This window comes from Pseudonocardia sp. GCM10023141 (genome assembly GCF_042653605.1).
On record NZ_JBHSIR010000067.1, the window covers coordinates 62,591 to 87,576 of the forward strand.

Annotated in this window: 21 protein-coding genes; 12 read left to right on the forward strand and 9 right to left on the reverse strand. The window is 70.6% G+C overall.

Features of this window, described 5'->3' with window-relative positions; translation table 11 throughout:
• Positions 1 to 84: 84 nt before the first annotated feature.
• From ACFPFQ_RS38135 to ACFPFQ_RS38165, 7 genes are all read right to left on the reverse strand, one after another.
• The gene (locus ACFPFQ_RS38135; RefSeq protein WP_379627836.1) at positions 85 to 795 is read right to left on the reverse strand and encodes an iron dependent repressor, metal binding and dimerization domain protein; all 711 of its coding nucleotides are present in this window, start codon (positions 793 to 795) and stop codon (positions 85 to 87) included.
• A 127-nt stretch (positions 796 to 922) separates the two neighbouring features.
• Positions 923 to 1,465 (reverse strand): hypothetical protein, encoded by a 543-nt coding sequence (locus ACFPFQ_RS38140; RefSeq protein ID WP_379627838.1) that lies wholly within the window; start codon positions 1,463 to 1,465, stop codon positions 923 to 925.
• A gap of 7 nt (positions 1,466 to 1,472) precedes the next feature.
• On the reverse strand, positions 1,473 to 3,005 hold the full coding sequence (locus ACFPFQ_RS38145) for a multicopper oxidase family protein (RefSeq protein WP_379627840.1): 1,533 nt from the start codon (positions 3,003 to 3,005) through the stop codon (positions 1,473 to 1,475).
• Positions 3,006 to 3,224: 219 nt separating this feature from the next.
• Positions 3,225 to 3,425 (reverse strand): hypothetical protein, encoded by a 201-nt coding sequence (locus ACFPFQ_RS38150; RefSeq protein ID WP_379627842.1) that lies wholly within the window; start codon positions 3,423 to 3,425, stop codon positions 3,225 to 3,227.
• Between the two features lies 1 nt (position 3,426).
• On the reverse strand, positions 3,427 to 3,657 hold the full coding sequence (locus ACFPFQ_RS38155) for a YncE family protein (RefSeq protein WP_379627844.1): 231 nt from the start codon (positions 3,655 to 3,657) through the stop codon (positions 3,427 to 3,429).
• Positions 3,658 to 3,814: 157 nt separating this feature from the next.
• Positions 3,815 to 3,955, reverse strand: a complete 141-nt coding sequence (locus ACFPFQ_RS38160; protein WP_379627846.1) for a hypothetical protein — start codon at positions 3,953 to 3,955, stop codon at positions 3,815 to 3,817.
• Between the two features lie 8 nt (positions 3,956 to 3,963).
• Entirely contained in the window at positions 3,964 to 7,098 is a 3,135-nt protein-coding gene (locus ACFPFQ_RS38165; RefSeq protein WP_379627847.1) for a protein kinase domain-containing protein, read from the reverse strand.
• A 1,250-nt stretch (positions 7,099 to 8,348) separates the two neighbouring features.
• Between ACFPFQ_RS38165 and ACFPFQ_RS38170 the strand changes: the two genes are divergently transcribed.
• Together ACFPFQ_RS38170 and ACFPFQ_RS38175 are read left to right on the forward strand one after the other, a co-directional pair.
• Entirely contained in the window at positions 8,349 to 9,404 is a 1,056-nt protein-coding gene (locus ACFPFQ_RS38170; protein ID WP_379628273.1) for a class I SAM-dependent methyltransferase, read from the forward strand.
• Between the two features lie 340 nt (positions 9,405 to 9,744).
• Entirely contained in the window at positions 9,745 to 11,208 is a 1,464-nt protein-coding gene (locus tag ACFPFQ_RS38175) for an ArnT family glycosyltransferase (protein WP_379627849.1), read from the forward strand.
• Between the two features lie 380 nt (positions 11,209 to 11,588).
• Here ACFPFQ_RS38175 and ACFPFQ_RS38180 read toward each other — a convergent pair whose 3' ends face one another.
• Entirely contained in the window at positions 11,589 to 13,340 is a 1,752-nt protein-coding gene (locus ACFPFQ_RS38180) for an IS1634 family transposase (protein WP_379627851.1), read from the reverse strand.
• A gap of 458 nt (positions 13,341 to 13,798) precedes the next feature.
• On the opposite strand from ACFPFQ_RS38180, the gene ACFPFQ_RS38185 reads away from it, so the two are divergent.
• The 3 genes from ACFPFQ_RS38185 to ACFPFQ_RS38195 all read left to right on the forward strand — a co-directional run bounded on the left by ACFPFQ_RS38185 (position 13,799) and on the right by ACFPFQ_RS38195 (position 17,086).
• A complete protein-coding gene (locus tag ACFPFQ_RS38185) occupies positions 13,799 to 14,143 on the forward strand; it encodes a response regulator (RefSeq protein ID WP_379627852.1) in 345 nt (114 codons plus the stop codon).
• Between the two features lie 599 nt (positions 14,144 to 14,742).
• Positions 14,743 to 16,050: a lipopolysaccharide biosynthesis protein gene (locus ACFPFQ_RS38190; protein ID WP_379627854.1), complete on the forward strand. Its 1,308-nt coding sequence runs from the start codon at positions 14,743 to 14,745 to the stop codon at positions 16,048 to 16,050.
• 376 nt (positions 16,051 to 16,426) lie between these two features.
• Positions 16,427 to 17,086 (forward strand): tyrosinase family protein, encoded by a 660-nt coding sequence (locus tag ACFPFQ_RS38195; RefSeq protein WP_379627856.1) that lies wholly within the window; start codon positions 16,427 to 16,429, stop codon positions 17,084 to 17,086.
• A gap of 185 nt (positions 17,087 to 17,271) precedes the next feature.
• Here ACFPFQ_RS38195 and ACFPFQ_RS38200 read toward each other — a convergent pair whose 3' ends face one another.
• Positions 17,272 to 17,772, reverse strand: coding sequence for a response regulator (locus tag ACFPFQ_RS38200; protein ID WP_379627858.1), 501 nt, complete (start codon positions 17,770 to 17,772; stop codon positions 17,272 to 17,274).
• Between the two features lie 270 nt (positions 17,773 to 18,042).
• Between ACFPFQ_RS38200 and ACFPFQ_RS38205 the strand changes: the two genes are divergently transcribed.
• Genes ACFPFQ_RS38205 through ACFPFQ_RS38235 form a run of 7 tightly spaced genes read left to right on the forward strand, consistent with a single transcriptional unit; the run spans position 18,043 to position 24,983 of the window.
• A complete protein-coding gene (locus tag ACFPFQ_RS38205; protein ID WP_379627860.1) occupies positions 18,043 to 18,393 on the forward strand; it encodes an NADH-quinone oxidoreductase subunit A in 351 nt (116 codons plus the stop codon).
• Positions 18,384 to 19,757 carry a hypothetical protein gene (locus tag ACFPFQ_RS38210; RefSeq protein WP_379627862.1) on the forward strand — a complete coding sequence of 458 codons (1,374 nt, stop codon included), beginning with the start codon at positions 18,384 to 18,386 and terminating at the stop codon, positions 19,755 to 19,757. The genes ACFPFQ_RS38205 and ACFPFQ_RS38210 overlap by 10 nt, the downstream gene beginning before the upstream one ends.
• Positions 19,750 to 20,694, forward strand: coding sequence for a complex I subunit 1 family protein (locus tag ACFPFQ_RS38215; protein WP_379627864.1), 945 nt, complete (start codon positions 19,750 to 19,752; stop codon positions 20,692 to 20,694). Before ACFPFQ_RS38210 ends, ACFPFQ_RS38215 begins: the two co-directional genes overlap by 8 nt.
• 16 nt (positions 20,695 to 20,710) lie before the next feature.
• Complete coding sequence (locus ACFPFQ_RS38220) at positions 20,711 to 21,274, forward strand: NADH-quinone oxidoreductase subunit J (protein WP_379628275.1); 564 nt, start codon at positions 20,711 to 20,713, stop codon at positions 21,272 to 21,274.
• Positions 21,271 to 21,576, forward strand: a complete 306-nt coding sequence (gene nuoK, locus ACFPFQ_RS38225; RefSeq protein ID WP_379627866.1) for an NADH-quinone oxidoreductase subunit NuoK — start codon at positions 21,271 to 21,273, stop codon at positions 21,574 to 21,576. The genes ACFPFQ_RS38220 and nuoK overlap by 4 nt, the downstream gene beginning before the upstream one ends.
• Positions 21,577 to 21,583: 7 nt before the next feature.
• The gene (locus tag ACFPFQ_RS38230) at positions 21,584 to 23,467 is read left to right on the forward strand and encodes a proton-conducting transporter membrane subunit (RefSeq protein WP_379627868.1); all 1,884 of its coding nucleotides are present in this window, start codon (positions 21,584 to 21,586) and stop codon (positions 23,465 to 23,467) included.
• Between the two features lie 7 nt (positions 23,468 to 23,474).
• Positions 23,475 to 24,983 carry a complex I subunit 4 family protein gene (locus ACFPFQ_RS38235; RefSeq protein ID WP_379627869.1) on the forward strand — a complete coding sequence of 503 codons (1,509 nt, stop codon included), beginning with the start codon at positions 23,475 to 23,477 and terminating at the stop codon, positions 24,981 to 24,983.
• Positions 24,984 to 24,986 lie beyond the last annotated feature (3 nt).

Consider the following 24,986-nt stretch of genomic DNA (forward strand, 5'->3'; position numbering starts at 1 on the left):
CGCTACCGGCGGCGGGAGCGGGGTGGCTGTTCTGGGGCGGGTCATCGGTGCCGGCCGCCACGATCTGGCCGTGCAGCAGCCGGGTCAGCGGGACACCCAGCGCGTGGCGTTCACCGTGCAGCCGCACCCAGCGCGGACCTGCGAAGGGGTCTTGCTCCTGCACCCTGCAGAAGGGACACCGGGGACGATCCCCAACCCGCCCAGGTAACGCAACGCGGCGCTGTCGCGGTCCGACACCCGCTGCACACGGAACCAGCACCCCGCCGGCGCCGCGTCCAGGGCCTCGCCCCACACGTCGTCGTGCGGGCCGGTCCGCGGCGGGATCGGATCACCGTGCGGGTCCCGGGTCGGGTGACCGAGCGCTGCGTCGATCCGGTCCTCCAACCGGTCACTCACCGCGTGTTCGAGCAGTTCAGCCTCGGCGTGTACCTCGTCCCAAGGCACGGCGAGCATCGTGGCCAGGAAGGTCTCCAGCAGCCGGTGGCGGCGGATCACCCGCAACGCAGCATGCTCGCCCAGCTCGGTCAACCGCAGCACCCGCCCATCCGGGCGCTCCAGGAACTGCTCCTCGGCGGTCAGGCGTTTCGCCATCGCCGACACCGACGGCGAGGACACCCCCAGCTCATGCGCGAGCAACCCGGTCGTGACCGGCTCTCCGCTGGAGGTCAGCGCATATACCGTCTTGAGTAATCCTTGGTCTCCCGTGACATCACCACCATGAACAGAATTGTTTGCCGCGTCTACCACGACGTCAACGTTGCCGCGATCGACTCCGCCCACGCACTGGATCAGCACCGAGGAGCGTGGTCGAGGCTGGGCTTCGCCCTATCGTCCACGGAGCTCGCGACGTTCGCCGTGCTGGCGTCGGGTCGGGGCGGGTGGCCGCGGGGACGCTCCTGCGCTGCGGTGGGGGTGCCGGCTGTCATCCGGTCCGCAGCGGGGCTGCATGATGATCCACCGGTCGGGCGAGGTCGACTGTTCCCCTGATCTGGTGGATATCGTCGGGTTTGACGGCGTCGGGAGCGGTGCCGTGCGGCTCCGCGGTGTGCGGGGTGGGGCAGGCGGTCGCCCGAGTACCTCGCCAGCGCAGGCCCACCGCTACCGCGAGGCTCAGCACCGATGCGATCCCGAGCAGCGGTTGGATCGGCGCCCAGACGCCGAGCGCCCCGGAGACACCGAGCAGGGCTACCACGACCTTGTTACACACCGGGCAGCCGATGGCCAATGTCGTGACCAGACCGGACACACCCACCTTGCCCGCTCCGCCGGGTTGCCCGGGTAGCCCGGCCCACAGACCGGCGAGCAGTGCGGTCGCGGCCAGCATCGGGTACTCCCACCCGCGCACCGGGGTCATCCGGGTGAACAGCGGGGTGTCCAGCACGTCGGTCGGCACGCCGAGCAGCACCGCTGTGACCACCGTCGCGGCGGCCGCCCGCGCGAGTCGCCACCCCCGGGTAGCCGCCATGACGTCGCTACGCCACATACGACACCACGGTCATCATCCCGGCTTCGCCGTGGTAGATGTTGTGACAATGGGTGAGCCACTGGCCGGGGTTGGTGGCGTCGAAGTCGACCTCCACGGTCTGGTGGGGTAACACGATAACGGTGTCCTTGCGCGGCCCCATCCCGCCCGCGCCGCGGACCTGGAAGGTGTGCCCGTGCAGGTGCATCGGATGGAACATCGTGGTGGTGTTGGCGAACCGTAGCCGCACCCGCTGACCCTGGTGGACCTCCAGGCCCCGGTTCGGGTCATACGCCTCCCCGTTGATCGTCCACGCGTAGCCCGGGTTCGGGCCAGCGATCGTCATGTCGTGGGTGACGTCGGGAGTGCGCGAGCTCAGCTGCACCGCCGCCGCGGCGTGGATGTCGTTGACCAACATCACCGGGCGCGCCATCAACGCGGCCGCGGCCGCGGCCGGGTCCGGTAGCGCGCCGCGGCCGGGCTGTAGCAGTACCTGGGAGATGCCGTTCTTGCCCTCGGCCAGCCCGAGCAGCGGGGTCGGCGTGGCGGGCATGGTGATGATCGCGTCGATGCGTTCGCCCATGCCCATCAGCACCGCGTCGGCCCGGGTCGGGGTCACCGGGTAGCCGTCGGTGTGGGTGATCGTCATCGGGGTGCCGGGTACCCCGACCCGGAACGCGGTGTCCCCACCGGCGTTGATCATGCGCAGGCGGACGCGCTGCCCGGGTTTCGCGGTGAACGAGCGGGCCGCGGCCGCGATGCGTCCGTTGGCCAGGTAGTGGGGGTAGGTGACGTCCCCGGCGTCGCCGTGCAGCGCCGCGGACTGGGCCATCTGCATGCCGCCGCCCATGCCGCCCATGCCGTTGGCCTTCAGATCGGCCAGGACCTGATCGGGGGTGCGGCCGGTGCCGTCGAGCCAGTCGTCGAACACCACGACCAGTTCCTGGTCGTAGCCGGCGCCGTCGGCGGGGTCCTCGATGATCAGCGGTGCGTACAGGCCGCGGTCGAGCTGGGTCCCGACGTGCGGGTGAAACCAGTAGGTGCCCGGGTCGGGGACGGTGAACTCGTAGCGCATCGCCGCGCCCGCGGCGATCTCGGGCTGGGTCAGGACGGGGACGCCGTCCATGTCGTTGCGCAACGCGATTCCGTGCCAGTGCACCGTGGTCGGGGCCGGCAGCCGGTTGGTCAGCTGCGCGCGCAGCAGATCCCCGCGGCGCAGCCGGATCTCCTTGCCGGGCAGCTGCCCACCGTAGGACCACGTCTGCACCACGACCCCGCCGAGATCGACCGGGCCGACCGACGGGGACAGCCCGACATCCACCATTCGCTGCCCGACCGTCTGGCGGGCCCGCTCGGCGGCGGCGATCAGCGGCGCCCCCGGCCCGATCCGGTTTCGAAGCAGTGTCTCCCCTCCGGCGGGCGGCGCACCGGTGCTGGACCCGCACCCGGCGATAACCAGCCCCGCGCCCACACCGCCGGCCCCGATCAGAAACCGGCGGCGGTCGAACGCGGATCCCGGGCCCGACTGGGCTGGACGTCGCATGATGCTCCTTCTCCGGCTCTGCGCCGTAGGTCTCCTACGACCGATAGTAAACCGACGATCGACACAGCCGAGGGCGGCACGGCACGACAGGGCGGATCCGACCAGCAGAGTGACCTACCCGTCGAAGACTCGAGTGTGTCGTCCACTCGTGCCGGCAGCCAGGTCGATGCCGTCGCCCGCCGGGTCGAGCCAGGTCGATGTCGTCACCGCGAGCAATCATCAGGAGGCGGGTCGCAGGGCCGAGGTGGCGACCATCACGGGGTAACGTCCGACGATGCTGAACGCCAGCGGCGCTGCGTGGGGAGCCCAGAGGACACGCGACTCGGGCGCCCGGTCGGTGGTGGTGGACAGTAAGTAGACATCGCGGCTGTATCGGCCCGAGAGCCACAACCGGGTGCCGTCGGCGTTGAGGTTGCCCATGTTAGGGCTGCCGCCTCCGGGGATCGTCCAGGTGGTCCGGGTGGCGCCGGTTGTAGGCATCCAGCACGCTGACCGTGCCCTCCAGTTGGTTGGTGACGAACAATCGGGTGGCATCACGAGATAGATACAGCCCATGCGCACCCCGCCCGGTGGGGATCTCCCGCACGACGCGGGTTGCGGCTCCGTCCGGTACCCAGACGCCGTTCTGCTGGCTGTCGGCGTTGTAGAACACCGACCCATCAGGGGCCAGCCGGATGTCTTGGGCCCGGTCGTCGTGTTGCGCGTCGGCATGTCGATCATGCGCAGCAGGGTGCGGTGCATGAGCTCAACGATCCTCGCCGCACCGGCGGAGCGCCCCGAGAGACGCTCACCCCGGCGGACCGCCATAGTCACACGCGCTCGACCTGGCAGTCGGCCCCGGAGCCCGCGATCGACCGAGCCGGGACATGGTCGTGCCGGTCGGCGATGTCCTCGGTCCTCGCCGCTGCGACGCCCGCGCTGCCCTGCCCGGTGAGGAGCTCATCCTCCATCGGCGCGGTCAGGAGAAGTCGAGCGCTTCGACCGTCGCCACCGATTCGGTGTGGGTGGGGCGGTTGGCGCCGTTGAGGGCGAGCACGGTGGTGCCGACCGTCACCAATGTCATGCCGTGGCGGGCGACGCCGAGCGGTGCCCATGTCGCCCAGGTGGCGGTGTCGATGTCGTAGGCCTCCACGTCACCGAGGACGCGGGTGGGTTCCTCGCCGCCGGCGGCGACGATCCGGCCGTCCACGTAGGTGGCGCCCAGCCCGCCCCGGGGGGTCGGCATGTCGGGCAGCCTCGTCCAGGTGCCGGTGGCGGGGTCGAACCGTTCGACGGCTGCGGTGTTCTTGTCCGCGGACAGGTTGCGGCCGCCGACGGCGTAGACGTAGGTGCCGTCGGTGGTGGCCGCCAGCACGTCGCGGGGGGTGGGGATGGGTGCGGCGTCGGTCCAGGAGGTGCCGTCGAACACCTCGGTCGGGGACACCAGCGCGCCGTTCGCCTGACCGCCGACGACCACGATCTTGTCCCCGACCACGGCCGCCGCCGCCTCGGCGCGGGGATGGTGCAGCGGCGGCAGCGCCACCCAGGCGCCCCCGCGCAGCGCGGACACCGTGTCTGCGGTGGTTCCCGACATGTTGCCTCCGACCGGGATCGAGCCGCCGATCGCGACCACCTCGCCGCGGTAGGTGACCGCGGCGGCGTGGCTGAGCGCCACCGGCAGGTCCGGCCCCGCCTTCCAGGTGTCAGTGCCCGGGTCGTAGCTCTGTACCGCTGCGGTCGCCTCCCCGGCCGCCAACCCGCCGGTCACCCACACAGCGCCGCCGGCGTCGGTGGATCCGGTGAACTGCCGGGCGAGCGGGGAATCTTTCAGCCACCGCCAGGTGGCTGCGGGCTGGGTCCGCCGCGGCGGGAGGTCCAGGGCCTGCCCGACGCCGGTGGACGCGGTGTGACTGGGCTTCGTCGCCCCGTCGAAGTCGAAGACGGTCTTCCCGACCGCGGCGACCGCGAGCCCGTGGCGCGGATCGGTCATTGGCGGTAGCACGGTCCACCGCCCGGACCGCAGGTCGAACGCGTCGACGCTGGCGAGCACGCGGGTGGGGTCCTCACCGCCGAGTACCACGATGCGTCCGTCCGCGACCGCGGCCCCGATGCTGCCGCGCGGCGCCGGAAGCGCCGCCAGCGTCGCCCAGGTCTTCGTCGTCGGGTCGAATCGTTCCACGGCGCCGCTGTTCTTGTCCGACGACAGCGCGCGCCCGCCGATCACGTACCCGTAGCTGCCGTCGGTGACCATCGCCAGGTGCTCGCGCGGCGTCGGCAGGTTCGGTACGGCGGTCCATGTGCTGCCGTTGAACACCTCGGTGGTGGGCACGAGCTTGCCGTTCGCCTGGCCGCCGGAGACGACGATCTGGTCGCCGATCACGACCGCCCCACCCGCGACGTGCGGGGACAGCATCGGTGGAAGCTCCACCCAGCCGCCGCCACGTTGGGCGTAGACCTTGTTCGAGCTTATCGCCGAGAGGTTCGCGCCATCGGGCTGCCAGCCACCGAGGACGATGATCTCGCCGCGGTAGGTGACGGCCATCGCGTGGTGCAGCGGCACGGGCAGGTTGATCGCGGACTTCCAGGTGTTGATCGCCGGGTCGTATCCCTCGACCTTGGTGGTGGCCCCGGAGTCGGTGAGCCCGCCGATCACCCAGATGACCCCATCGGCCACGGTGGTGGCCACCTGCTGCCGCGGCGTCGGGTCGTTCGCCGCAGCCCGCCACACACTGGCCGCGACACCCCCGGTCACCGACGGCGTGCGGGGGGGTGCTGCCGCAGCCGCGGTCCGGTCCCGCAACAGGAACGCACCGGTGACAGTAAGCGAAGCCAGCAGCACCAGCACCGTGACCACTGCGGCGACCATGCGCAGTCGACGCCGCGGGGCGGTCGCGGGCTTCGGCGCGGGAGGAGACCCAGGCGACGGTGTCGTAGGCGACACCCCGGGCGGCGGCGGAGCGGGACGCGGACGGGGGCTCGGGCTCGGGCTCGGGCTCGGGCTCGGGCTCGATGTGACACCAGACTCGACCCCGGCCGTCGCGCCGTCCGGCTCGGGAACCCGGGTGGGAGTCGACATCAGTGGCGTCGACGGGTCAGCTGACGAGGTGGGAATCGGTGACGCATCCGCCTTCGCTTGCGATCTGGAGTGGGGCGTCGGTGTCCGTGGCCGCTCGGTTGGCGGCACCGGGCCCGACACCCGACGCGGCGACCGCTCCTGCGGCGCCGCAGTCGTGGTGACGTCCGGGTCGACCGGGGCCGAGCGCGGGGCCACCGGCAACGCCATCTCGGCCACCGGCTGCCCGGCCGCGCGCTGCACCTCCTGCAACTCGTGGCCCAGCGCCTCGGCCGACGCGGGCCGCTCGGCCGGGTCCTTGGCCATCGCGCGCTCCAGCACCGCGCACAGCTCGTCGGGGACGCCGTGGCCGCGCAGGTCCGGGATCGGCTGGCCGGTGATGCGCAGGAACTGGGCGATGATCTCCTCACCCTCGCGGCGCTCGAACGCCGCGCGCCCCGCGATGATCGAGAACAGCGCCGCACCGAGCCCGTAGATGTCCGACGCCGGCGTGGGCGGGTGCCCGTTGAGCACCTCGGGGGCGGTGTAGGACAACGAGCCGGTGAACGCGCCCGTCGCCGTCTCGAAACCGCCCTCGATACGGGCGATGCCGAAGTCGGTGAGCTGGGCCTCGCCGTAGTCCGAGAGCAGGATGTTGGCCGGCTTCACGTCCCGGTGCAGGGTGCCGACACGGTGCGCGCTCTCCAGCGCACCCGACAGCCGCACCCCGAGCCGGGTGGCCTCCGCCCACTCCAGCGGGCCCTCGCGGCGCACCCGGGAGGCCAGAGAGTCGAGCGCCTGGAACGGCATCACGATGTAGGGCCGGCCGCTGCCGGTGACCCCGACCTGCAGCACGTCGACGACATTGGGGTGGCCTGAGAGCCCGCCCATCGCCCGGCCCTCGCGGAAGAACCGCTCGCGGCTGACCGTGTCGAGATCGGTGTGCAACAGCTTCACCGCGACCGTGCGGTTGAGCGCCTCCTGGTTGCACCGGAACACCACACCGAACCCGCCCCGACCCACCTCGACCGCATCGGTGAACCCGACCCTGGCCAGGTCCATGCCGACCGGCTGTTGTCCCCCACCAGTCGGTGCCGGTGCCTGTCCGCTCGTCACGACACCGCCTGCGCCTTCTCCTCGCGCAGCCCTCTGGGACGGGCTCGTCCCGCAGTCGGGACCTGCGCCGGCGGCGCGGAGCTCGCGAGCACCGCAGGGACACACCACACCTGACCGCCGAACGGCTCCGGCGACACCAGAGTCCGCTCTCCGCCAAGCGCTGCAGAAAGAGCCCTCATCGTTCTCCCCCGCTGCCCGAATTCAGCGCATCGCGCCGCTGTCCACTTGACCTGCTCGCTCCACACGACCCATCCGGATGTGAACGGTAACCGACAGTCAGCCCGGCCGAGAGAAAAGTCATCCAGCCCGGGATGGGAGATCGAGACCGTTGATCCAGAGACACCCAAGCAGGTCTCGAAACGATTACGATTGTCCACCGGAGCTCGGGCGCGGCACGTCGTCCACCTCGTGAGTCGTCGGTGGCGGCGGATCGGCTCGCCGGCGACCAATTCGAGGACGCCCGCTTCGAACAGCTCTCGAGGCACTCCGCGCGATCCCTTCACACCCCCGGAGTCGAACGGCTGCAGTTGACCCTGACAGCGGTGCGGTCACAACCCCCGGCAATACCGGCTTCAAGACGCCCGGCCCACCCCGGCGGGTCGCGCCCGAAGCCGACGAACGATGCGCTCAACCAACCAACCCCCCTCGTCGAGAAGTTCGGCGCACGCCCAGTTCGGCGCACGCCCCCGTGCACCCGCCGCTGTGGTCCGCAACGACGCTGCGAACATCTGCGCGCTCTGGGCGAAGAGCAGCAGTACAGCAACGATGGCCAGTCCGGTGCGGTCGACCGTGGGCACGCCCCCGCGCAGCCACTGAGCCCTCCTTGTAGGGGCTGGGCAATCCCACGAGTGCCGTTGTGTCCCGTGCGGCCGAGCCGACGAGTCGAGGTGCTCCCCGTGCACGGTCGACTGGGACGGTGGCGACGCGCGGCACGAGCGGAACCGTAGGGGGTGCCCTCTGAATACCGGCTCAGAGGCCCACTGCCCCTACCCACTGGGAGAGCAGCTGCCGGTTCATCGACATCCGGTCAGGCCCCCGGTGCTGCGCAGCCCGACACCCGATAACTACTATCGCTCATAGTAGTCCGGTCACGGTCTTCGACACGAGCAACGTCGTCACCGCCGGTACGGATCGAGCCGCGGTCGTAAGAACCGCCGCCATCAGCGCGGTGACGAGAGGAGTCCTTGGTGACGTTCATGCCCCCCGCCAAGCGAGCGGTGAAATTGCTGCGTGGCGCCGTGGAGGCCCGGCTGCCCCAGGCGGCCCAGGGCCGTCATGTGGACCCGGCCGATCAGCTCCCCGTGGATCCGGCGTCATGGGGGGCCGCCTATGCGACGGCGTTCGCGAGTCCGGAGATGTCGGCGTTCCGGGAGAACCTCCGGATCCCGGGCCGCGACCTGCGCGAGTCGGTACTCGACGATCTTGCGACGTATCACGGCATCACCCCCGAGGAAGCGAGACTTCGCTGTCTCACATGGGAGGAGCGCAGCGTCCAGGAGTGGGAGGCGGCCAACGCCGACGACGACGCCGGGAGGGTGGCCTTCTATCGCACGATGCAATCATGGAGTTACGACCTGCTGTGGTGGGCGTACCTGCAGGCCGAGATGTTTGCCGAGCCGTCGAGCGTCATGGCGTTGCGATTCCTGCAGGCGAACGCCGCCGGCCGTCGGCACCTCGACTTCGGGGCCGGTGTGGGTGCGACCAGTCAACTGTTCGTGGCCAACGGATGGGTCAGCACGTTGGCCGATCTGTCCTCCACCCTGCTCGAGTTCGCCCGGTTCCGGCTTGAGCGACGAGACCAGGTAGCCGACTACCTCGATCTCCACAGGCAGGCGTTGCCCGCCGGCGCCTATGACGCCATCACGGCGATCGACACTCTGGCGCACGTGCCCGATGTGCACCGAACGGCGTGCGAGCTGCGCGGTGCGCTCAGCCGGGACGGGATCCTGATCGCCAACTTCGACATTCGGTCGCCCGCCCCGGAAACGGCGTGGCACCTCCATGACGACGACCTGCGGGCACGTCACGATCTGCTCCGTGCCGGCTTCTGTCCGATCACTCATCTGGGCGGAGGCCTCATCGCCTACCGGAGGGTGGACGACTACGGCCTCGCCCGGGCGCGGCGCACAGTATGGGACTGGGCCACGCTGGTCAGCCCCCCACGACGGATCGCCCGCGCGCTGCCACGCCGCGCGCTGACTCGGACGCGATCACTGCTCGGGTCACGACACCCACCGACCTCTCCCGGGTGACCATGCAGGCTTTGGCCATCTCGGAGTCCCCCATCTCGTCGAAAGGTCAGTACATGCCGACCCCGTTCCGTTGCCGTCGAGCGGCTACGCGTCCTCGGATCGACACCGAATCCCATCCGTCCGCAACGGTCGCGGGGGTCGCCTACCTCCCCGTCGACACCGGACGGTCGGGGTTGCGCACGGCCTCAGGTCTCGAGCCGGCCCGGCGAGGCGGCACGGGAGCACGACGGTGAGGGCCCCCGCCGCTGTCCCCGACCGCCACCGAGCGACGCATACCGCCGACTCAACGGTCTCGTTGCCGGCGTTGAGAGGAAACGCGCCGGGGCGTTGGATCCTCGGCGTGGTCGGCATCGTGACGGCGCTGTCGGCGGTGCGTGCCGTGTTGCCGATGCCGTGGCTGGGTGACATCTGGCGTCCCGCCGACACGGCCAGCATCGCCCACAACTTCTTCGTGGGCGGGATGAACCTGTTCTACCCACAGATCGACTGGGGCGGGGCCGGTCCCGGCTACGTCGAGGCCGAGCTGCAGATCCTGCCGTGGATCTCCGCGGCGCTGTACTTCGTGTTCGGGGAGCACGCCTGGGTCGGTCGCCTGGTGTCGGTGGCGTTCATGCTCCTCGGCACGGCCGCGTTCTGGGGACTGGCCCGGCGAGTACTGCCCGCGGACGCATCCCGCTGGGCGTTGATCGCGTTCGCGGCATCCCCGGCCTTGATGACCTGGGGCAACGCGTTCATGCCCGACGCGACGGTGCTATCTTTCTACCTGCTCACGCTGCTGTCTTTTCAGCGGTGGCTGGTCGAGGACCGTCCGATATGGTTGGCGTCCGCGGCCGCTGCGGCGTCGGTGGCGGCGCTGGCCAAGCCCACCTCGCTGCACGTGTTCCTCATTCTACTGATCTGGCTGCTGATCTCCGCGCGGGACCGGCTGCGCCGACCCTCGCTCTACGCGGCCGGGGTGGCGGCGTTGCTTCTCCCTGCCCTGTGGCTGTGGCACGCGCGGAATCTGTACCTGACCTACGGCAACACGTTCGGCCTGGCCTCCGGCGGCGACAGCAAGTTCGGCAACATCAGCTACTGGACGTCGAAACTGTTCTACACCGGGAACCTGACCATCGAGACCCTGCTGATATTCGGGGTGACCGGCGTACCCCTCGCCCTGCTCGGGGCCTGGCTGGCGTGGCGCCGACGGGGGCCCGCCATCCTCGCCGCAGCAATCCCCGCCCTCGTCGTCTTCTACGCCGCCGTGGCCCGCTACAGCGAGGAGGAGGGACCGCAGTACCACATCTTCTCGCTGCCGGTCGCGGCGATCCTCACCGGCATCGGACTCGCCGGCGCAGCTCAGTGGCTACGCGGCCGGTCCTCCGTGAAGCTCCGTGCCGGTCTGGCCGCGGTCGTGGCGCTCGCCTTGTTCGCCTCAAGCGCGAACGTCTTCGCCCAGTCGTTCCTCGACCGAAGCGGCGTCGCCGGGAGGTGTTCTGAGTTGCTGACACAGGTCTCGGCGCCGTCCGACCTGGCGGTGATCAGCACAACGAGCCTGTCCACCGATCGCGGGCTGCCCAACAACTTCCAGGACCCCACCATCTTCTACCTCAGCGACCGGAAGGGCTGGAGCCTGGCCGCCGACCAGCACCAACCCGGGACTGTGCAGGCCTACACGCAGCAGGGCGCGAAGTACCTCGTGGTCTCCGAACCGGCCCTGGTCCCGGTTGACGGTCCATTGGCACTGTGGCTGTTGAGCAACGCCAGGCATCTCCGGTCGGCTGCTACTGACGGCTGCGACATCTGGGCACTCCGACTGGCGTGAGGTCGGACGGAGGGGTGCAACAGCCGTAGCCGGCGTCGTGGCGTCCAGCCAGGTCAGCGGGTCGAGCCTGCACCCGGGGCCGTCGATGACCTCGAAGTGCAGGTATGGCCCGGTGGAGATGCCGCGATCACCGAGCTCGGCTATCACCAACCTGGGCTGCCTGCCTCGACCCGCTGGCCTCTCGAAACGAGTGCCGGTTGACGGCCCGTAGACCGTGGTTCGGTCGAGCAGCGACCAAATCCCGGACTCCGACGCTACCGGCCCGAACCTGCGTTCCGCGTAATTCAGATGGACTAGAGGTCATGATCTTGGGTTGACCTGGGGAAACGCGTAGCGGCGCCCCGGTGGGGCGTGTCTCTAGGTGGTGGTGTTGCCGCTGGTCAGCGGCTTGCGGGGGCGAGTTCGATGATCTGCTTCGGGGCCGGGATGTCGAGCCTGGCGAGCAGGTCTCGTTGGGGCTTGGACAGCTCGGTGCGTTGCCGGAACACCCCGGTGGGGCCGGTGAAGGTCCCGGCGTGGAGCCGGTCGAGGTGACGACGCACGTTGTGCCAGGTGTCGTCGGTGCTGGTCTCGATGATGCGGATGAGCAGCAGCGCGAGCCAGCACAGCACGACGTGGGCGCGGATGCGTTCCTCGAGGCGGTGATAGACCGGGCGCAGGTCCAGGATCTGCTTCATGTCGCGCCAGCCGCGTTCGACTTCAAGGAGCTGCTTGTAGCCCAGCGCGATGTCGGCGGCCGGCAGGTGCGGGTCCGAGCAGCGCAGCAGGTACTTCCCGTCCAGGTTGGCCTCGGTCTTCATCCTCGCCTTGTCGATGCGCAGCAGCCCGCCGGGAGTCACCCGCAGGTACCGGTTCAGACCGGGCTTGGTCGAGATCAGCCCGCGCAGCTCACCGCGTTTCATGATCGGGAGCGTGTCTGACCCGGCGATCAACTCCTCGAGCTGGGCGACGAGTTGGGCGCGGATGTGCGCGTCGCGCTCGGCGGCGTCGGGGTTGTGGCAGATCACGAACCGCTCGGTCTCGGAGACCTTCACCTCCTTGACGCGCATGTTCTCCGCGATGTCGGTGTAGCGGCCTTGCCGCGACAGGGCGGCCTTGATCTCCACCGAGTCCGAGCGGAGCTTCTCCCCGATGATGTAGGCGTGATCGCCTTGGCGCAGGTAGCGGCGGTTGGCATCGGGGGAGAACCCGCGGTCGGCGACCCACACGATCTTCGACAGGGTCCAGTCCCGCATGTCGTCTTTCACCTGGCGGATCAGCTTGGAGTCGTTCGTGTTGCCCGGCCAGCACCACACCCGCACCGGGATCCCGTCGCGGGTCACGGCCATCCCGATCACGATCTGGGGTAGGTCGTCGCGGGAGTCCTTCGACTTGCCGTAGGTCCGGAACCCGACACTGTTCGCCGCCTCGCTCGCCCCGCCGCTCCCGTCGCCGTGGGCGTCGTTCTCGGGGCCGTCCGTGGGCAGCACGTGGCCGTGCTCGTCGCGATCCACCGGGGGGTCGGGGTCCTCCAGCTCGAAGTAGGTGGAGGTGGTGTCGAAGAACAGCAGGTCGACCTCGAGGTTGAGCAGGTTCGCGACCTGGTGAAACACCCCGGCCTCCAGGCGTTCGCGGACGTCGTTGAGCCAGTCCATCGCCCGGTAGCAGGCATCGTCGGAGGTCTCGGGCAGGCCGTCGATGTGTACGTCGTGGTTGATCCAGTCCGCGGCGGCCAGCTTCGACGACGGCGCGAGCGCCCGGTTCGCGACCAGCCCGAACAGCACCCGCTCGGTCACCTCGACCCCGCGGGGTCGGCCCCTGCGCGGTGTCGCGTCCAGACCCTTGAGCACGGCGTCGATGCCCAGGCGTTTCCACAGCGCGTCGAGGGTGAACGTGCCACCCAACGGGCGTGACTCCAGGAACTCCAGATCCGCGCCCGCCGTCGCGGCCAGCGCATCGGCCGGATCCAGCAGTCGGGCCAGGGACCCGACCAGCCGCTTGACCGCGTCCCGGTCGAGCTGGTCCTCACGACCGAACCCGTAGAGGATCTTCGGGACCGACCGGCCGGCGACCGGGTCCCACTGGTTGTGGGCAAGGTGCAGGTAGCGCACCGGGCCGCTCTTCGTCTTCCGCGCCGTTGTCTTCACATACATCGCTCTAGAACCTACACCCTGAAACTGCCCGCTAACAGCAGGTATCCGTCAGAGGCGTGTCTCTAGGCGATTCTCGGTTCAGGAGCAGCCCGCACCGCCCTGACCTCGGACGTCACCCGGCCAGGACCTCCAGGCGAGCCGAATTACGCGGAACGCAGGCCGAACTTCGCGGTCTGATCAGCCAGCATCGCGACGTCGAAGATGCTGGTGGCGCCGTCGGCGGCCGCGGAGGCCCATGCCCACCAGCACTCAATCGGAATCCTTCCGGGCCGAGGCATGCTCGGCCTGGCCGGCGCCTGGGCGAGCAGCGTGGTCCAGAAGCAACCCTCGATGGTCAGGCTGCGGGCGTTCTACTATGATCCATAGGACATCCGAGGACATCGCCGTACGGTCCGCGGGGGCGGGAAAACTAGCGAGGGGTCCCACGGCATGAACGGACTTCGATAGTGAAGCGCATCATGATCGTCGACGACCACCCTTTCCTTCGGGAGTCATTGGCACGGCTACTGGAGCTTGAGGACGAGTTCGACGTCGTCGCGCAGTGCATTGACGGCCGTGATGCGGTCGAGACCGCGGACCGAGTGATGCTCGACGTCATAGTCATGGATCTTCAGATGCCGGTCATGAACGGGGCAGACGCGACCAGTCAGATCCTGAGCGACCATCCGGAGATCGTGATCATCATCTTGACCGCGTCCCCTCGCTGCAGTCTCGCCGAACGGGCGCTCCGTGCCGGAGCGCGTCACTGCCTGTCGAAGTCCGCCCCATACACGCTGCTCTTCGACGCTATCCGCGAAGCGTAACCACAGATTGAGCTTCCGGAAACGGACTGCTAGGCACTCGTGCTTTTGCGCTGTGTCCTATAGGAAATCTCTGGTGCCCTGATGATCGTCCGATCAGCCCTGCTTTGGCCGATCTGGCCGTCAGGCGAACTGCTCCATCGTTCAGACAAGATTGCTGACAGCCCGTCCGTACGGGGGTCGAAGGTCACACTGGTCCATGCCGGGGTGTGGATTAGCTGGGCGCGAATGGTGCCGGTGCGGGCACGGGCATGGGAGGCCGAGGCAGCGCGTCGGCTGAGGATCTGGGTCGCGGCAGCGAGGCGGGCCAGCAGCCGGTGCCGCAGCGACGCCGGTTTGCGCGATCCCCGGCCTGGCATGGCCGGTGACCGAGACATCGTGGTCGTCGCTGATGGCGTGCAGTACTCCTGCTGACAACCCCGCCGAGGCGGCGGAGGCTGCAGTGGAAAGGTCGCCCGGCGCCCCGGGACCGGTGAGCTCCCGGCGATGGTCGCGGTGGAGTCGGCAGAGACGGTGTACACAGAGGTCCCGTCACGGTGCCGATTCCCATGCAGCGGCACGGGGTGCGGTGGGCACAGAGCATCCGTCAGTACCCTGCAAACGTGGCCGAGACGCGCAGACAGCGGTGGGGACGGTTCCGTCTCGGCCGTGGTCTGGAGCTCAGCGCGCTGTCGCTGATGGTCGCCTCGGTGATCACGGCGCTGGTGGGCCTCGTGTTCTGGGCCGTCGCCACCCGAGTCCCCCCGTCGGAGGTCGGCCGCTCGTCGGCGATCATCACCACCGCCACCCTGCTCAGTGCGCTGGCCAGCCAGAACGTCGGGCTCCTGATCAGCCGGTTCCTGCCCGGCGCCGGCGGGCGATCGGCCAAGCTGGTGCTCGGCGGCTACGCCGCGGCGTCCGGGGTGGCGGTGCTGCTCGGCGCGGGGTTCGTGCTGTTCTTCCACAGCACCCTGTTCGTCTCCGACCTCGAGCGGTTCCTGTTCCCCGTCTTCACGATGGTTCTGTCGCTGTTCGTGCTGCAGGACTGGGTGCTCATCGGGCTGAGGGCGTCCACCTGGGTGCCGCTCGAGCAGCTGATCTTCGCGCTCGTGAAGCTGGGCCTGCTGGTGGTTTTCATTGCGCTGTTCCCCGTCGGGGGGATCGTGCTGTCGTGGGTGGTGCCCGCGGCGCTGGCGGTGATCGTGGTCAGCTCCATCGTGGTGTTCCGGGTGCTGCCGCGCCGGCCCCCGCCCGAGCCGGGTGCCGCGCAGCTCCCCGGCCGTCGCGCGCTCGGCATCATCTTCGTCGGCGAGTACGCCACCGGGATCATGACGGTGGCCGTGCCGATGGCCCTGCCTCTGATCATCGTCGCGCAGCTGGGAACCGCCTCCAACGCCTTCTACACGCTGCCGTGGATGCTCAGCGAGGCGTTCAACATGCTGCTGTGGAACATCAGCTCGTCCTACATGGTCGAGGCCTCCAACGACGGCCCCCGGGCGGCCGCGCTGTTGCGGCGCACCATCCGGCTCAACCTGCTCATCGTCGGGCTCGGCGTGCCGTTCATGCTGATCGGGGCGCCGTGGCTGCTCACGTTCCTCGGCGGCGCCTACGCCGCCGAGGGGTCCACGGTGCTGCGGATCCTCGCGTGTGCCATCCCGTTCCTCGTCATCACAGCGCTCTACAGCACCACCGCCCGGGTCCGGCAGCAGATGGGCCGCGTCGTCGCTATCCAGCTGTCCTCGGCGCTCATCACGATCGGGCTGGCGTTGCTGCTGGTCGGACCGTTGGGCATCAACGGTGTCGCGCTGGCCTACCTCATCGCGGTGGTACTCGAGGGGGCCGTCGTCCTCATCCCGCTGATCAACATCCTGCGGGAGAAGACCCCCGCCGAACGGGCGACGCATGCTGAACCGGCCCCACTCGGGGCTTGAGTGGAGTCAACCCGGGACGTCGATCGGGCCGCGACCGACGGTCGGCGTCGTCGTGCCCCGCATCCGCGCCGCTGGTCGCGGCGACGGACCGGGAGAACGGGCCGACCGTCTGCAGCGCGGCGAAGATCGGCCTCCCCCTTGCGCGGTTGACTCTGCCAACTGCGGCCGGTCGATCGCATGTTTTTGACAGCGTCCCGATCGGGGCGCGGGGCACCAGCACCCCGGCAGTCCCGGCAGTCCCGGCAGTCCCGGCAAACGAGATCAGGCCGACATCGATGCTCGGGTGAGCTGGTCGGCGAAAGACTTCGCCGCGGCCTGCGCGGCGTGAGGAGATGTACGCCCGCTTCGAGCACCTGGTCACCAGACGCAGGCGTAGGTGGTGGCGGCGTATCAGCGCAGGCAGTGTCGCGCTCTGAACGTATGCCCGATCACCGACACGAGTCCCGGCACCTCGGTATCGGTTCCCCGTGAGACCGGTGATCCCGACCGTCAGAAGGGCGAGATGATGCCACACACCCCGGTCCTGCATGCCAGTGCACACAGCCGCTCCGCCGCGGATTTGACCGCGGCGGACCGCACGCGGCTGCGCCAGCTCCTGGACACCTACATCACCACGCAAGACCCGGTCGGCGAGCACCTCGCCGCTCAGAACAACCCGGGCCTGATGATTCACGACACGGGTTTCTTGGCCTGGCATGCCGTGTTCGTCGGCAAGCTGGAGAACTGGCTCGTCGTCAACGGAGCCGCCGACATGGTTCCGTTGCCCTTCTGGGACCCCGCGACGGCCATCCCGGTCGAGCTCGACAAGGGCAACACCGCCCCCAACCTCCCGCTGCCCGACGCCCTGCGCCCCGGCGCCATCGCTGCCATCCCGAACTACACCGCCGTCAACGCCGAGATGGTCGACTACCACAACCGCGTGCACAACGCGGCGGGCGGACAACTACCGTTCCCGGCCACCTCGCCGTCGGACCCGCTGTTCTGGCCGCTGCACGCGTTCTTGCTCAACGTGTACGACCACTGGCGTGCCCATTAGACGAGCGCCTTCCCGGCCGGGCCGGCTACGACAACGACATCTCCGCGATCCTGACCACGCTCCAGTGCAGAGGCGGAGCGGGCGGAGCAGCCGCTGGTCGCGTCGCAGCGTTGGAATCACCGGGTCGGCTTCTCGGCCGCGGTGGGTCCGTCGGCTCGTCACGCAGACTGGCCCCCGCGTGGCTTTCACTCGTGTCGCGGGCGGTGTCGGCGTCGGGCGAGGACCTGGAGGCCCTGGACGCGGGCGCGGAGCTCGTCGGTGTCGATCGGTTCGGTGAGGTAGTCATCCGCGCCCGCGTCCAGGCCTGCGGCGCGATCCCGACCGGTCGCACCGGAACCGACCAACAGGATCGGGACCGTCTGGACGTTCCGGCGCAGCAGCCGACATAGCCGGATTCCCGCGGCGCTGTCGGCCACAATGACGACGTCGATCCCGGCAAGCCGATCCGGGTCGGGTCGGGTCGGCAGGTCGACGACGGCAGCGGCAGCAGCGTCAGGGCCGTGGGGCTCAGTGACGTGCAGGTCCTCGGCGCGCGGCACGGCCCGCACGTCGTGGCCGTCGTGTTCGAGTTGGTCGCGCAGCCACGTACACAACGGTGTGGCGCCGACCACCAGCACGCGGCACACCGCTGGGGTGCGCGTTTCGTCGCCGGTCGCGCCGCGATCCCGCACGGCGCCGTCCGACACGCTGCTACACCCTGCTGCCCACGCAGCGCTGACAGCGCTCACGAGGTCAGGCATGCACGCCTCGTTCCCCGGTCGCGGTCAACCCTGGACAGTGGTGAGCTGCTGCACCGCTCGTGGTGACCCGTCCGGTGCTCGTTCCGCTGCTCCGCACAATCGTTTTACTCACCGTCGGGTCTTCCTCCTCGTCCTCGCCCGGGGCCGGCGCGGCGGTGGACAGCCCGGGCCCCGAGCGGCCAGTATGCCTACACCAGGTACGGGTATGGGAGGGGTATGGCTGAGTTCGTGCCGGTTCTGGCTTTGCTCGGCGTCGCGGTGGGCGTAGTGGGGTTGTGCTACGGCCTGTCACGCGTGGTCGGTGTTGCGCCGCTGGTGGTGGAGGTGGCGCCCTTCAGCGGTGGCCTGGCGCCGGTCGAGCATGCGTACTCCCGGTTCCACGTGCGGTGGTACCCGGTGACCCTGGTGTTCCTGGCCTTCGACATGGAGATGCTGTTCATGTACCCGTGGACGCTGGTCGTGTCCCGGGTCGGGGCCTCGGCGGTGATCGAGATGTTCGGGTTCCTCGCCATTCTGCTCGCCGGGGTGCTCTACGCCTGGCGGGAGGGAGCGTTGCGGTGGACTTGACCGCGCGGCTGTTGCGGTTCACCGCGGTCCGCCCGCACGTGTTCGTGGTGCCCGCGGTGGGCGGGACCGCGGCCCGGTTGGCGGTCGAGGCCGAGCTCGTACGCCGCGGCTGGCCGAGGGCCGGCAGCCCGGCCGACACTGACCTGCTGATTGTGGCGGGAACACCAGGGCCGCGGCTGGCCGAGGTCGTGGACGCGGTGTGGCGACAAGTTCCCGCTCCCCGCGCCCGCGCCGATGTCCGGACATCGCCGACCGCGGCCGCCGAACTCGATCGCGCCGCGGCGGCCCTGGCTGATGCCTCACAGCAGCGACCGCCCGCGCTCCACCCCACCCCATCTGCCTCGGCGGCGCCTTCCCCGGCCGCACACCACCTCGCGGCCGCCGCGGACGGCCACCACCGGGGAGGGGCCGAACGTCGCGACCACGCTCACCGCACCGCGACGGGCCACGATCCCGCCCATAACCTGATGCCGATGTCGGATCCCCCGGTCGACGCCGACGACCCGAACGGTGCCCTCGCCGAGCACGGCGAATCCGTGGACCCCGGCGACGGCGGAGAGCCGGGGCACGAAGGTGGCCATCACGCGGGGCACCACGGCGCCGGGATGGACATGCCCGGTGGCCTGCCGATGGCCGATCTGGGTGCCGACCGCGACGGGCTCACGCTCGATCAACTGCACGTCGGGCTCGGTCCGGCGCTGCCGGACTGGCCCGCCGGTTTGGTGGTGCATGTGGTGCTGCAGGGCGACGTGGTCCAGCAGGCTCGGGTCGAGGTCCTGGACCCGGGTACTGGTGCGTCGTTCTGGGACGGGGTACATCCGGCGGCACGGGAGCTGGACTCGCTGGGCCGGTTGTTCGCCGTGACCGGCTGGGACGACGTCGCGGCGCGGACCCGGCGGCTGCGTGACGAGCTGCTTGCCGGAACCCCCGCCGAGCAGCTGATGGCCCGCACCGCCCAGCTCGGGCGGCAGGTTCGACGCTCGCGCACCCTGCGCTGGCTGACCCGCGCCGTCCCGGGGGGCGCCCTGGACGTCCTGGCCCGTCTGCAGCAACGCATGCAAGCGGTCACCGCGTCCCTCGCGGCGCCACCGCCGGGCGCCGCCGCCGCCCCCGCCGAGGCCCACCCGCCTGCCCCCGGTGTCGCCGGGTCGGGGTGGGCGTCGCTGCTGGTGGGCGCGGAGCTGGCCGCGGTCCGGCTGATCGTGGCCGCCCTCGACCCGGACACCGACACCGCCGCCACCCAGGACGACGGCGACGGCGACGGTGGCGGTGGCGGTGGCGGTGGCGGCACGGCCACCGCAACGGAGGCCAACACCGGCCATCACCCCGGGCACGGCGAGCACTCGGGGACTCCGCATGGCTGACCCGAGCCTGCCGGGTGCCCTGCCGGGGTGGTCGGTGCTGGTACTGCCTCCGGTTTTGGCGGTGATGACCTGGGCGGTGGTGGCGCTGGACGGGACGTTGACCGCCCGCGCCGCGGGGAGCCCGGCCGGCGGCGCGGCGGTGCTGGCCCCGCTGCGGGAGACCGCCCGGCTGCTGATCGGGCAGCGGCGCACCACCCCCGCCGCGGACCGGGTGCTGTGGCGGGTCGGGGGCGCGGTGCTGCCGGTCGCCGCGGTGCTGGGCGCGGCGGTGCTGCCGCTGGGACAGCGCCCGGTCGCGGACCTGTCGGTCGGGGTCGTGTGGTTCAACGCCATGGAAGTGCTGGCGTGGGCGTCGGTGTGGATGGTCGGGTGGGGCGCCAACAGCGTGCTGGGCCTGGTCGGGGGTTACCGGTTCGTCGCCCAGGGCCTGGCCTACGAGCTGCCGCACATGTTCGCGATCATCACTGCCTCGCTCGCCGCGGGCAGCCTGCGGATGACCTCGATCGTCGACGCCCAGACCGGCCTGTGGTTCGTCGCGATCATGCCGGTCGCGTTCGTGGTGTTCCTGCTCTCGACCGTCGCGATGGCGTTCTGGGGGCCGTTCGACGCCCCGGTCGGCCGCGACCTGGCCGGCGGGGCCGCGGCCGAGCTGTCCGGGGTGGACCGGCTGGTCTTCGCCGGGGGCCGGTGGCTGCTGCTGGTCGTCTCAGCGGCGACGGCGGTGCCGCTGTTCCTGGGCGGCGGCGCGGGGCCGCTGTTGCCGGCGTGGGCGTGGGTCGCGGTGAAGACGACCGCGATCCTCGCGCTGCTGGTCTGGCTGCGCCGTCGGTTCCCGACCGTGCGGATGGACCGCTACACCGAGTTCGCCTGGCTGGTGCTCATCCCACTCACGATCGCCCAGGCGCTGGTCGTCGCCCTGGTCGTGCTCGCCCGATGACCGGCGGAAGGAGGAGATCGTGACCGTGGTGGTGTTCTGGGTGCTGGCGGTGGCCGCGGTGGTGTTCGGGTTCGCGGTGTTCCGGCTGAACTCGATGGCACGGGTGACCTTCGCGCTGCTCGCCTCGTTCCTGGCCGTGGCCGGGTTGGTGGTGCTGCTCGGGCTGTCCTACCTGGGGGTGGTGATCGCGCTGATGATGGTGATCGAGATGGTGATCATGGCCGTGTTCATGATCATGTACATGATGAACCCGGCCGGGTTGATGCCGATGTCGATGTACCACAACAAGGCTGGCTCGATGACCATCGCGATCGGCACCTTCGTGGTGCTGGGTGCCGGGATCCTGCTGGTGGACTGGCCGGTCCGTCCCGCTCGCGCGGCCCCGGACCCGACCTTCGCGCTGGGGGAGGCGCTGATGGGGCCGCAGATGTTGACCATGATGACGCTCGGGGTCGCGCTGTTCGCGACCATCGTCGCGACCGTGGTGCTGGCCACCGACCGGGGTCGCTACGACCGGCTCGGCGACGACCTGGACCGGCCCGTCGCCGACGACCCGATCCCGGGAGGGGTGGGGCGGTGACGCTGCAGGGGTTCCTGCTGCTCGCGGCCGGGTTGTTCGCGATCGGCCTGTACGGGGCGTTGTCCCAGATGTCCATCGTGATGATCATGATGGGGTTGGAGCTGATGCTCAACGGGGTCATCGTCGCCACCGCCGCGTTCTGGCACTACCTGGCCCCGGCCGGCACCGACGGGCAGGTCCTGATCGTGGTGGTGATCACCGCGATGGCGGTGGAGATGGCCGCCGGGTTCGCCGTGGCCACGGTGCTCTACCGGACCCGGCAGGTCGACATGACCGATGACGCCGCGGACCTGCAAGGCTGACCCCGGGATGGCGCTCTGGTTGCTGGTCATGACTCCGCTGCTGGGCGGCGGGCTGCTCGCGGCGGGCGGGCGGCGCGTCGACCGGGTCGCCGCCGATGTCGGGGTGTTCCTCGCCGGCGCGGCCCTCGCCCTGGCCGTGGCCGCCGCGCTCACCCGTCCGGTCATCGACGCACCGCTGTTCGCGGGCATGTCGGCCGGGCTGGGCGTGGACGGGCTGTCTGCGCTGATGGTGATCACGGTGGCCGGGGCGACGCTGGCGGTGCTGGTGTTCGCCGCGGGCGAGCCCGACCTGCGCACGGCGCGGTTCGTCGGGCTGGTGCTGATCTTCGCCGGGGCGATGCTGGTGACCGTCACCGCCACCACCCTGGCGCCGCTGCTGATGGCGTGGGAGGTGATGGGCGCGATGAGCTGGGCGTTGATCGGGTATCAGTGGCGCCGCGCGGCGGCGGTGTCCGCGGCGCACACGGCGTTGCTCACCACCCGCCTGGCCGACGTCGGGTTGTACGTGGCCGCCGGGGCTGCGCTCGCCGGTGGCGTCGGGACCCTCACGCTGGCGCAGCTGCCGGGCACCGGCGGCCCCTGGGTGCACGTGGTCGCGGCCGGGGTCGTGGTGGCGGCGCTGGGGAAATCGGCGCAGTTGCCGTTCAGCTTTTGGCTCTCGGGCGCGATGGAAGGCCCGAGCCCAGTCTCGGCGCTGCTGCACTCCGCGACGATGGTCGCCGCTGGGGCGTACCTGCTGCTGCGGCTGGGTCCGCTGCTCGCCGTGGCCGGGTGGGCGGGCCCGGTGGTGGCGTGGGTGGGTGCGGCGACGGCGCTGCTGCTCGGGGCTGTCGCGGTCGCACAGACCGATCTCAAGCAGCTACTCGCCGCGTCGAGCTGTGCCCAGATCGGGTTCATGGTGCTGGCCGCCGGCACGGGCGCCACGACCGCCGGGGCGCTGCAGCTGGTGGCGCACGCGGCCACGAAGAGCCTGCTGTTCCTGGCCGCCGGGGCGTGGCTGGTCGCGCTCGGCACCCGGCGTCTGGACGGGTTGCGCGGAGCGGCGCGCCGGTTCCCGCTGGTCGGGGTGACGTTCACGATCGGCGCGGCATCCCTGGCCGGGTTGCCGCCGCTGTCGCTGTGGGTTGCGAAGGACACCGTGCTCGCCGCGGCCCTGGCCCGGAGCCCCGCCCTGTACGCGGTCGGGCTGGCCGCGGCGGTGGTGTCGGCGATGTATGCGGCCAAGGCCGTGTGGTTCGTGTGGCGGCCCGCCCCCGTCCGCAACGACGCCCCGGGGCCCGTCATCGGGGGGCGCGCCACCGCCGCGGACCCCGCCGCAGCGTGGACAGGGACAGGGACGGGGACGGGGGCGTGGTCGGGGACGGGGACGGGGCGGGTGGCCGCGTCGATGGCGCCCCCGTTGGTGGTGTTGGCCGGGCTGGCCGCCGGGGTCGGGGTGCTCGCACTGCCGTTGGCGGTCGACCCTGCGCCGTCGGGCTGGGAGCTCGCAACGTCCGGGGTCCTCGCCGTCGCCGCGGTGGCGGTGACGTGGCGGCTCGCCGAGCGGATCCCGGTGCCGCGCGCGTTCGTGGGGTGGTTGGGGCTCGAGCGGGCCGCGCACACGCTCGTCGTCGGTCCGACGCTCGCGCTGGCCCGCGGCGTGGCCCGGTTCGACGACCTCGTCCTGGACCGCGCGGTCACCGGGGTGGCCGCCGCGACGGGCGGCCTGGCGGAGGTGGTCGCCCGGCGCGTGGAGCCGTCCGTGGACGGGCTGGTCCGGGCGGTCGCCGCCGGGGCGCGGGCGTCGGGTCGGTGGGCGCGGCGCCCGCAGACCGGGCAGATCCACCAGTACTACGCCCAGGCCGCCGCCGCCCTGGTGGTGCTGGCCGTGTTCCTGATCCTGGTGAGGTGAGCGCCCCGTGCTGTCGGTGATCGTGTTCCTGCCCGCTGTGGCCGCTCTAGCGCTGCTGCTGGTACCCCGCCGTACCGGGCGGCGGGTGCTGGTCGGGGCGTGGATCGTGGTCAGCGCCGTCGATCTCGCCCTGATCGTGGCGGTGTGGCTGGGCATGACACCCGGTGGCGGGTTCTCCTTCGTCGAGCAGGTGCCGTGGATCCCGAGCGCCGGGATCTCCTACCACGTCGGGGTGGACGGGCTGTCGCTGCCGCTGCTCGCCATGACCGCGGTGCTGTTCGGAGCCTGTGCGGTGTTCGCGCTGCGCGAGACCCGCCGCGTCAAGGCCTACGTGGTGCTGTTCCTGGCGATGCAGACGGTGTGTCTGGGGCTGTTCGTCGCGCTGGACCTGATCCTGTTCTTTCTGTTCTTCGATCTGTCGATCGTGGTCATGTACTTCCTGATCACCGGCTGGGGCCACGGCGAACAGGCGCGGGCGGCGGCGCTGAAGTTCTTCCTCTACACCTTCCTCGGTTCGCTGGCGTTGCTGCTCGGGTTCATCGGGCTCTCCCTGGCCGCGACGCCGCACACCTTCGACATGGTCACCCTGATCGCCTCCAACCCGCTGGCCGGCGGCGGGGTCTACGGCGGGCTGGTGCTTCTGGCCATCGGGATCGGTCTGGCGGTCAAGACCCCGACCGTGCCGTTCCACACCTGGCTGCCGCCCGCCCACACCGAGGCCCCGGCGACCGGGTCGGCGATCCTGGCGGGGGTCCTGTTGAAGATGGGCACCTATGGCTTCGTGCGGATCGCGATGCCGATGCTGCCGACCAGCTGGCGGCACTACGCCCTGGTGGTGGTCATTGTCGGGGTGGTCTCGGTCGTGTACGGGGCGCTGGTCGCGCTGGCCCAGACCGACATCAAACGCATGATCGCCTACACCTCGGTCAACCACATGGGCTACGTCCTGCTCGGCGTCGGCGCCGCCGGGTTGCTGGCCGGCAGCGACGAGCAGGCCCGGCAGCTCGCCGCCACCGGTGCGGTCACCCAGATGGTGTCGCACGGGCTGATCACGGGCGCGTTGTTCCTGCTCACCGGGGTGTTGCGCGACCGCGGCGGTACCTACGACATGCGCGCCTACTCCGGGCTCGCCGCCCGCACCCCGCGCTTCGCCGGGCTGTTCACCGTCGCCGCGTTCGCCTCCCTCGGGCTGCCCGGGTTCTCCGGGTTCATCGCCGAGTTCCAGATCTTCACCGGATCGCTCGGCGCGGCCCCGATCGCGACCGGGATCGCCGTGCTCGGGATCGTGCTCACCGCGGCGCTGTTCCTGCTCGCGCTGCAGCGGGTGTTCCTCGGCGAGCTACGCACACCGGACGCGCCGGGCACGCCGCGCGTGTTCGCCGACCTGCACCCCAGCGAGACCGCCGCGATCGCGCCCCTGCTCGCGCTCGCGACGATCATCGGGCTGGCCCCGCGGCTGCTGCTCGACGTGATCGAACCCGCAGCCACCACCCTGCTGCACCTGGTGGCGCGGTGACCG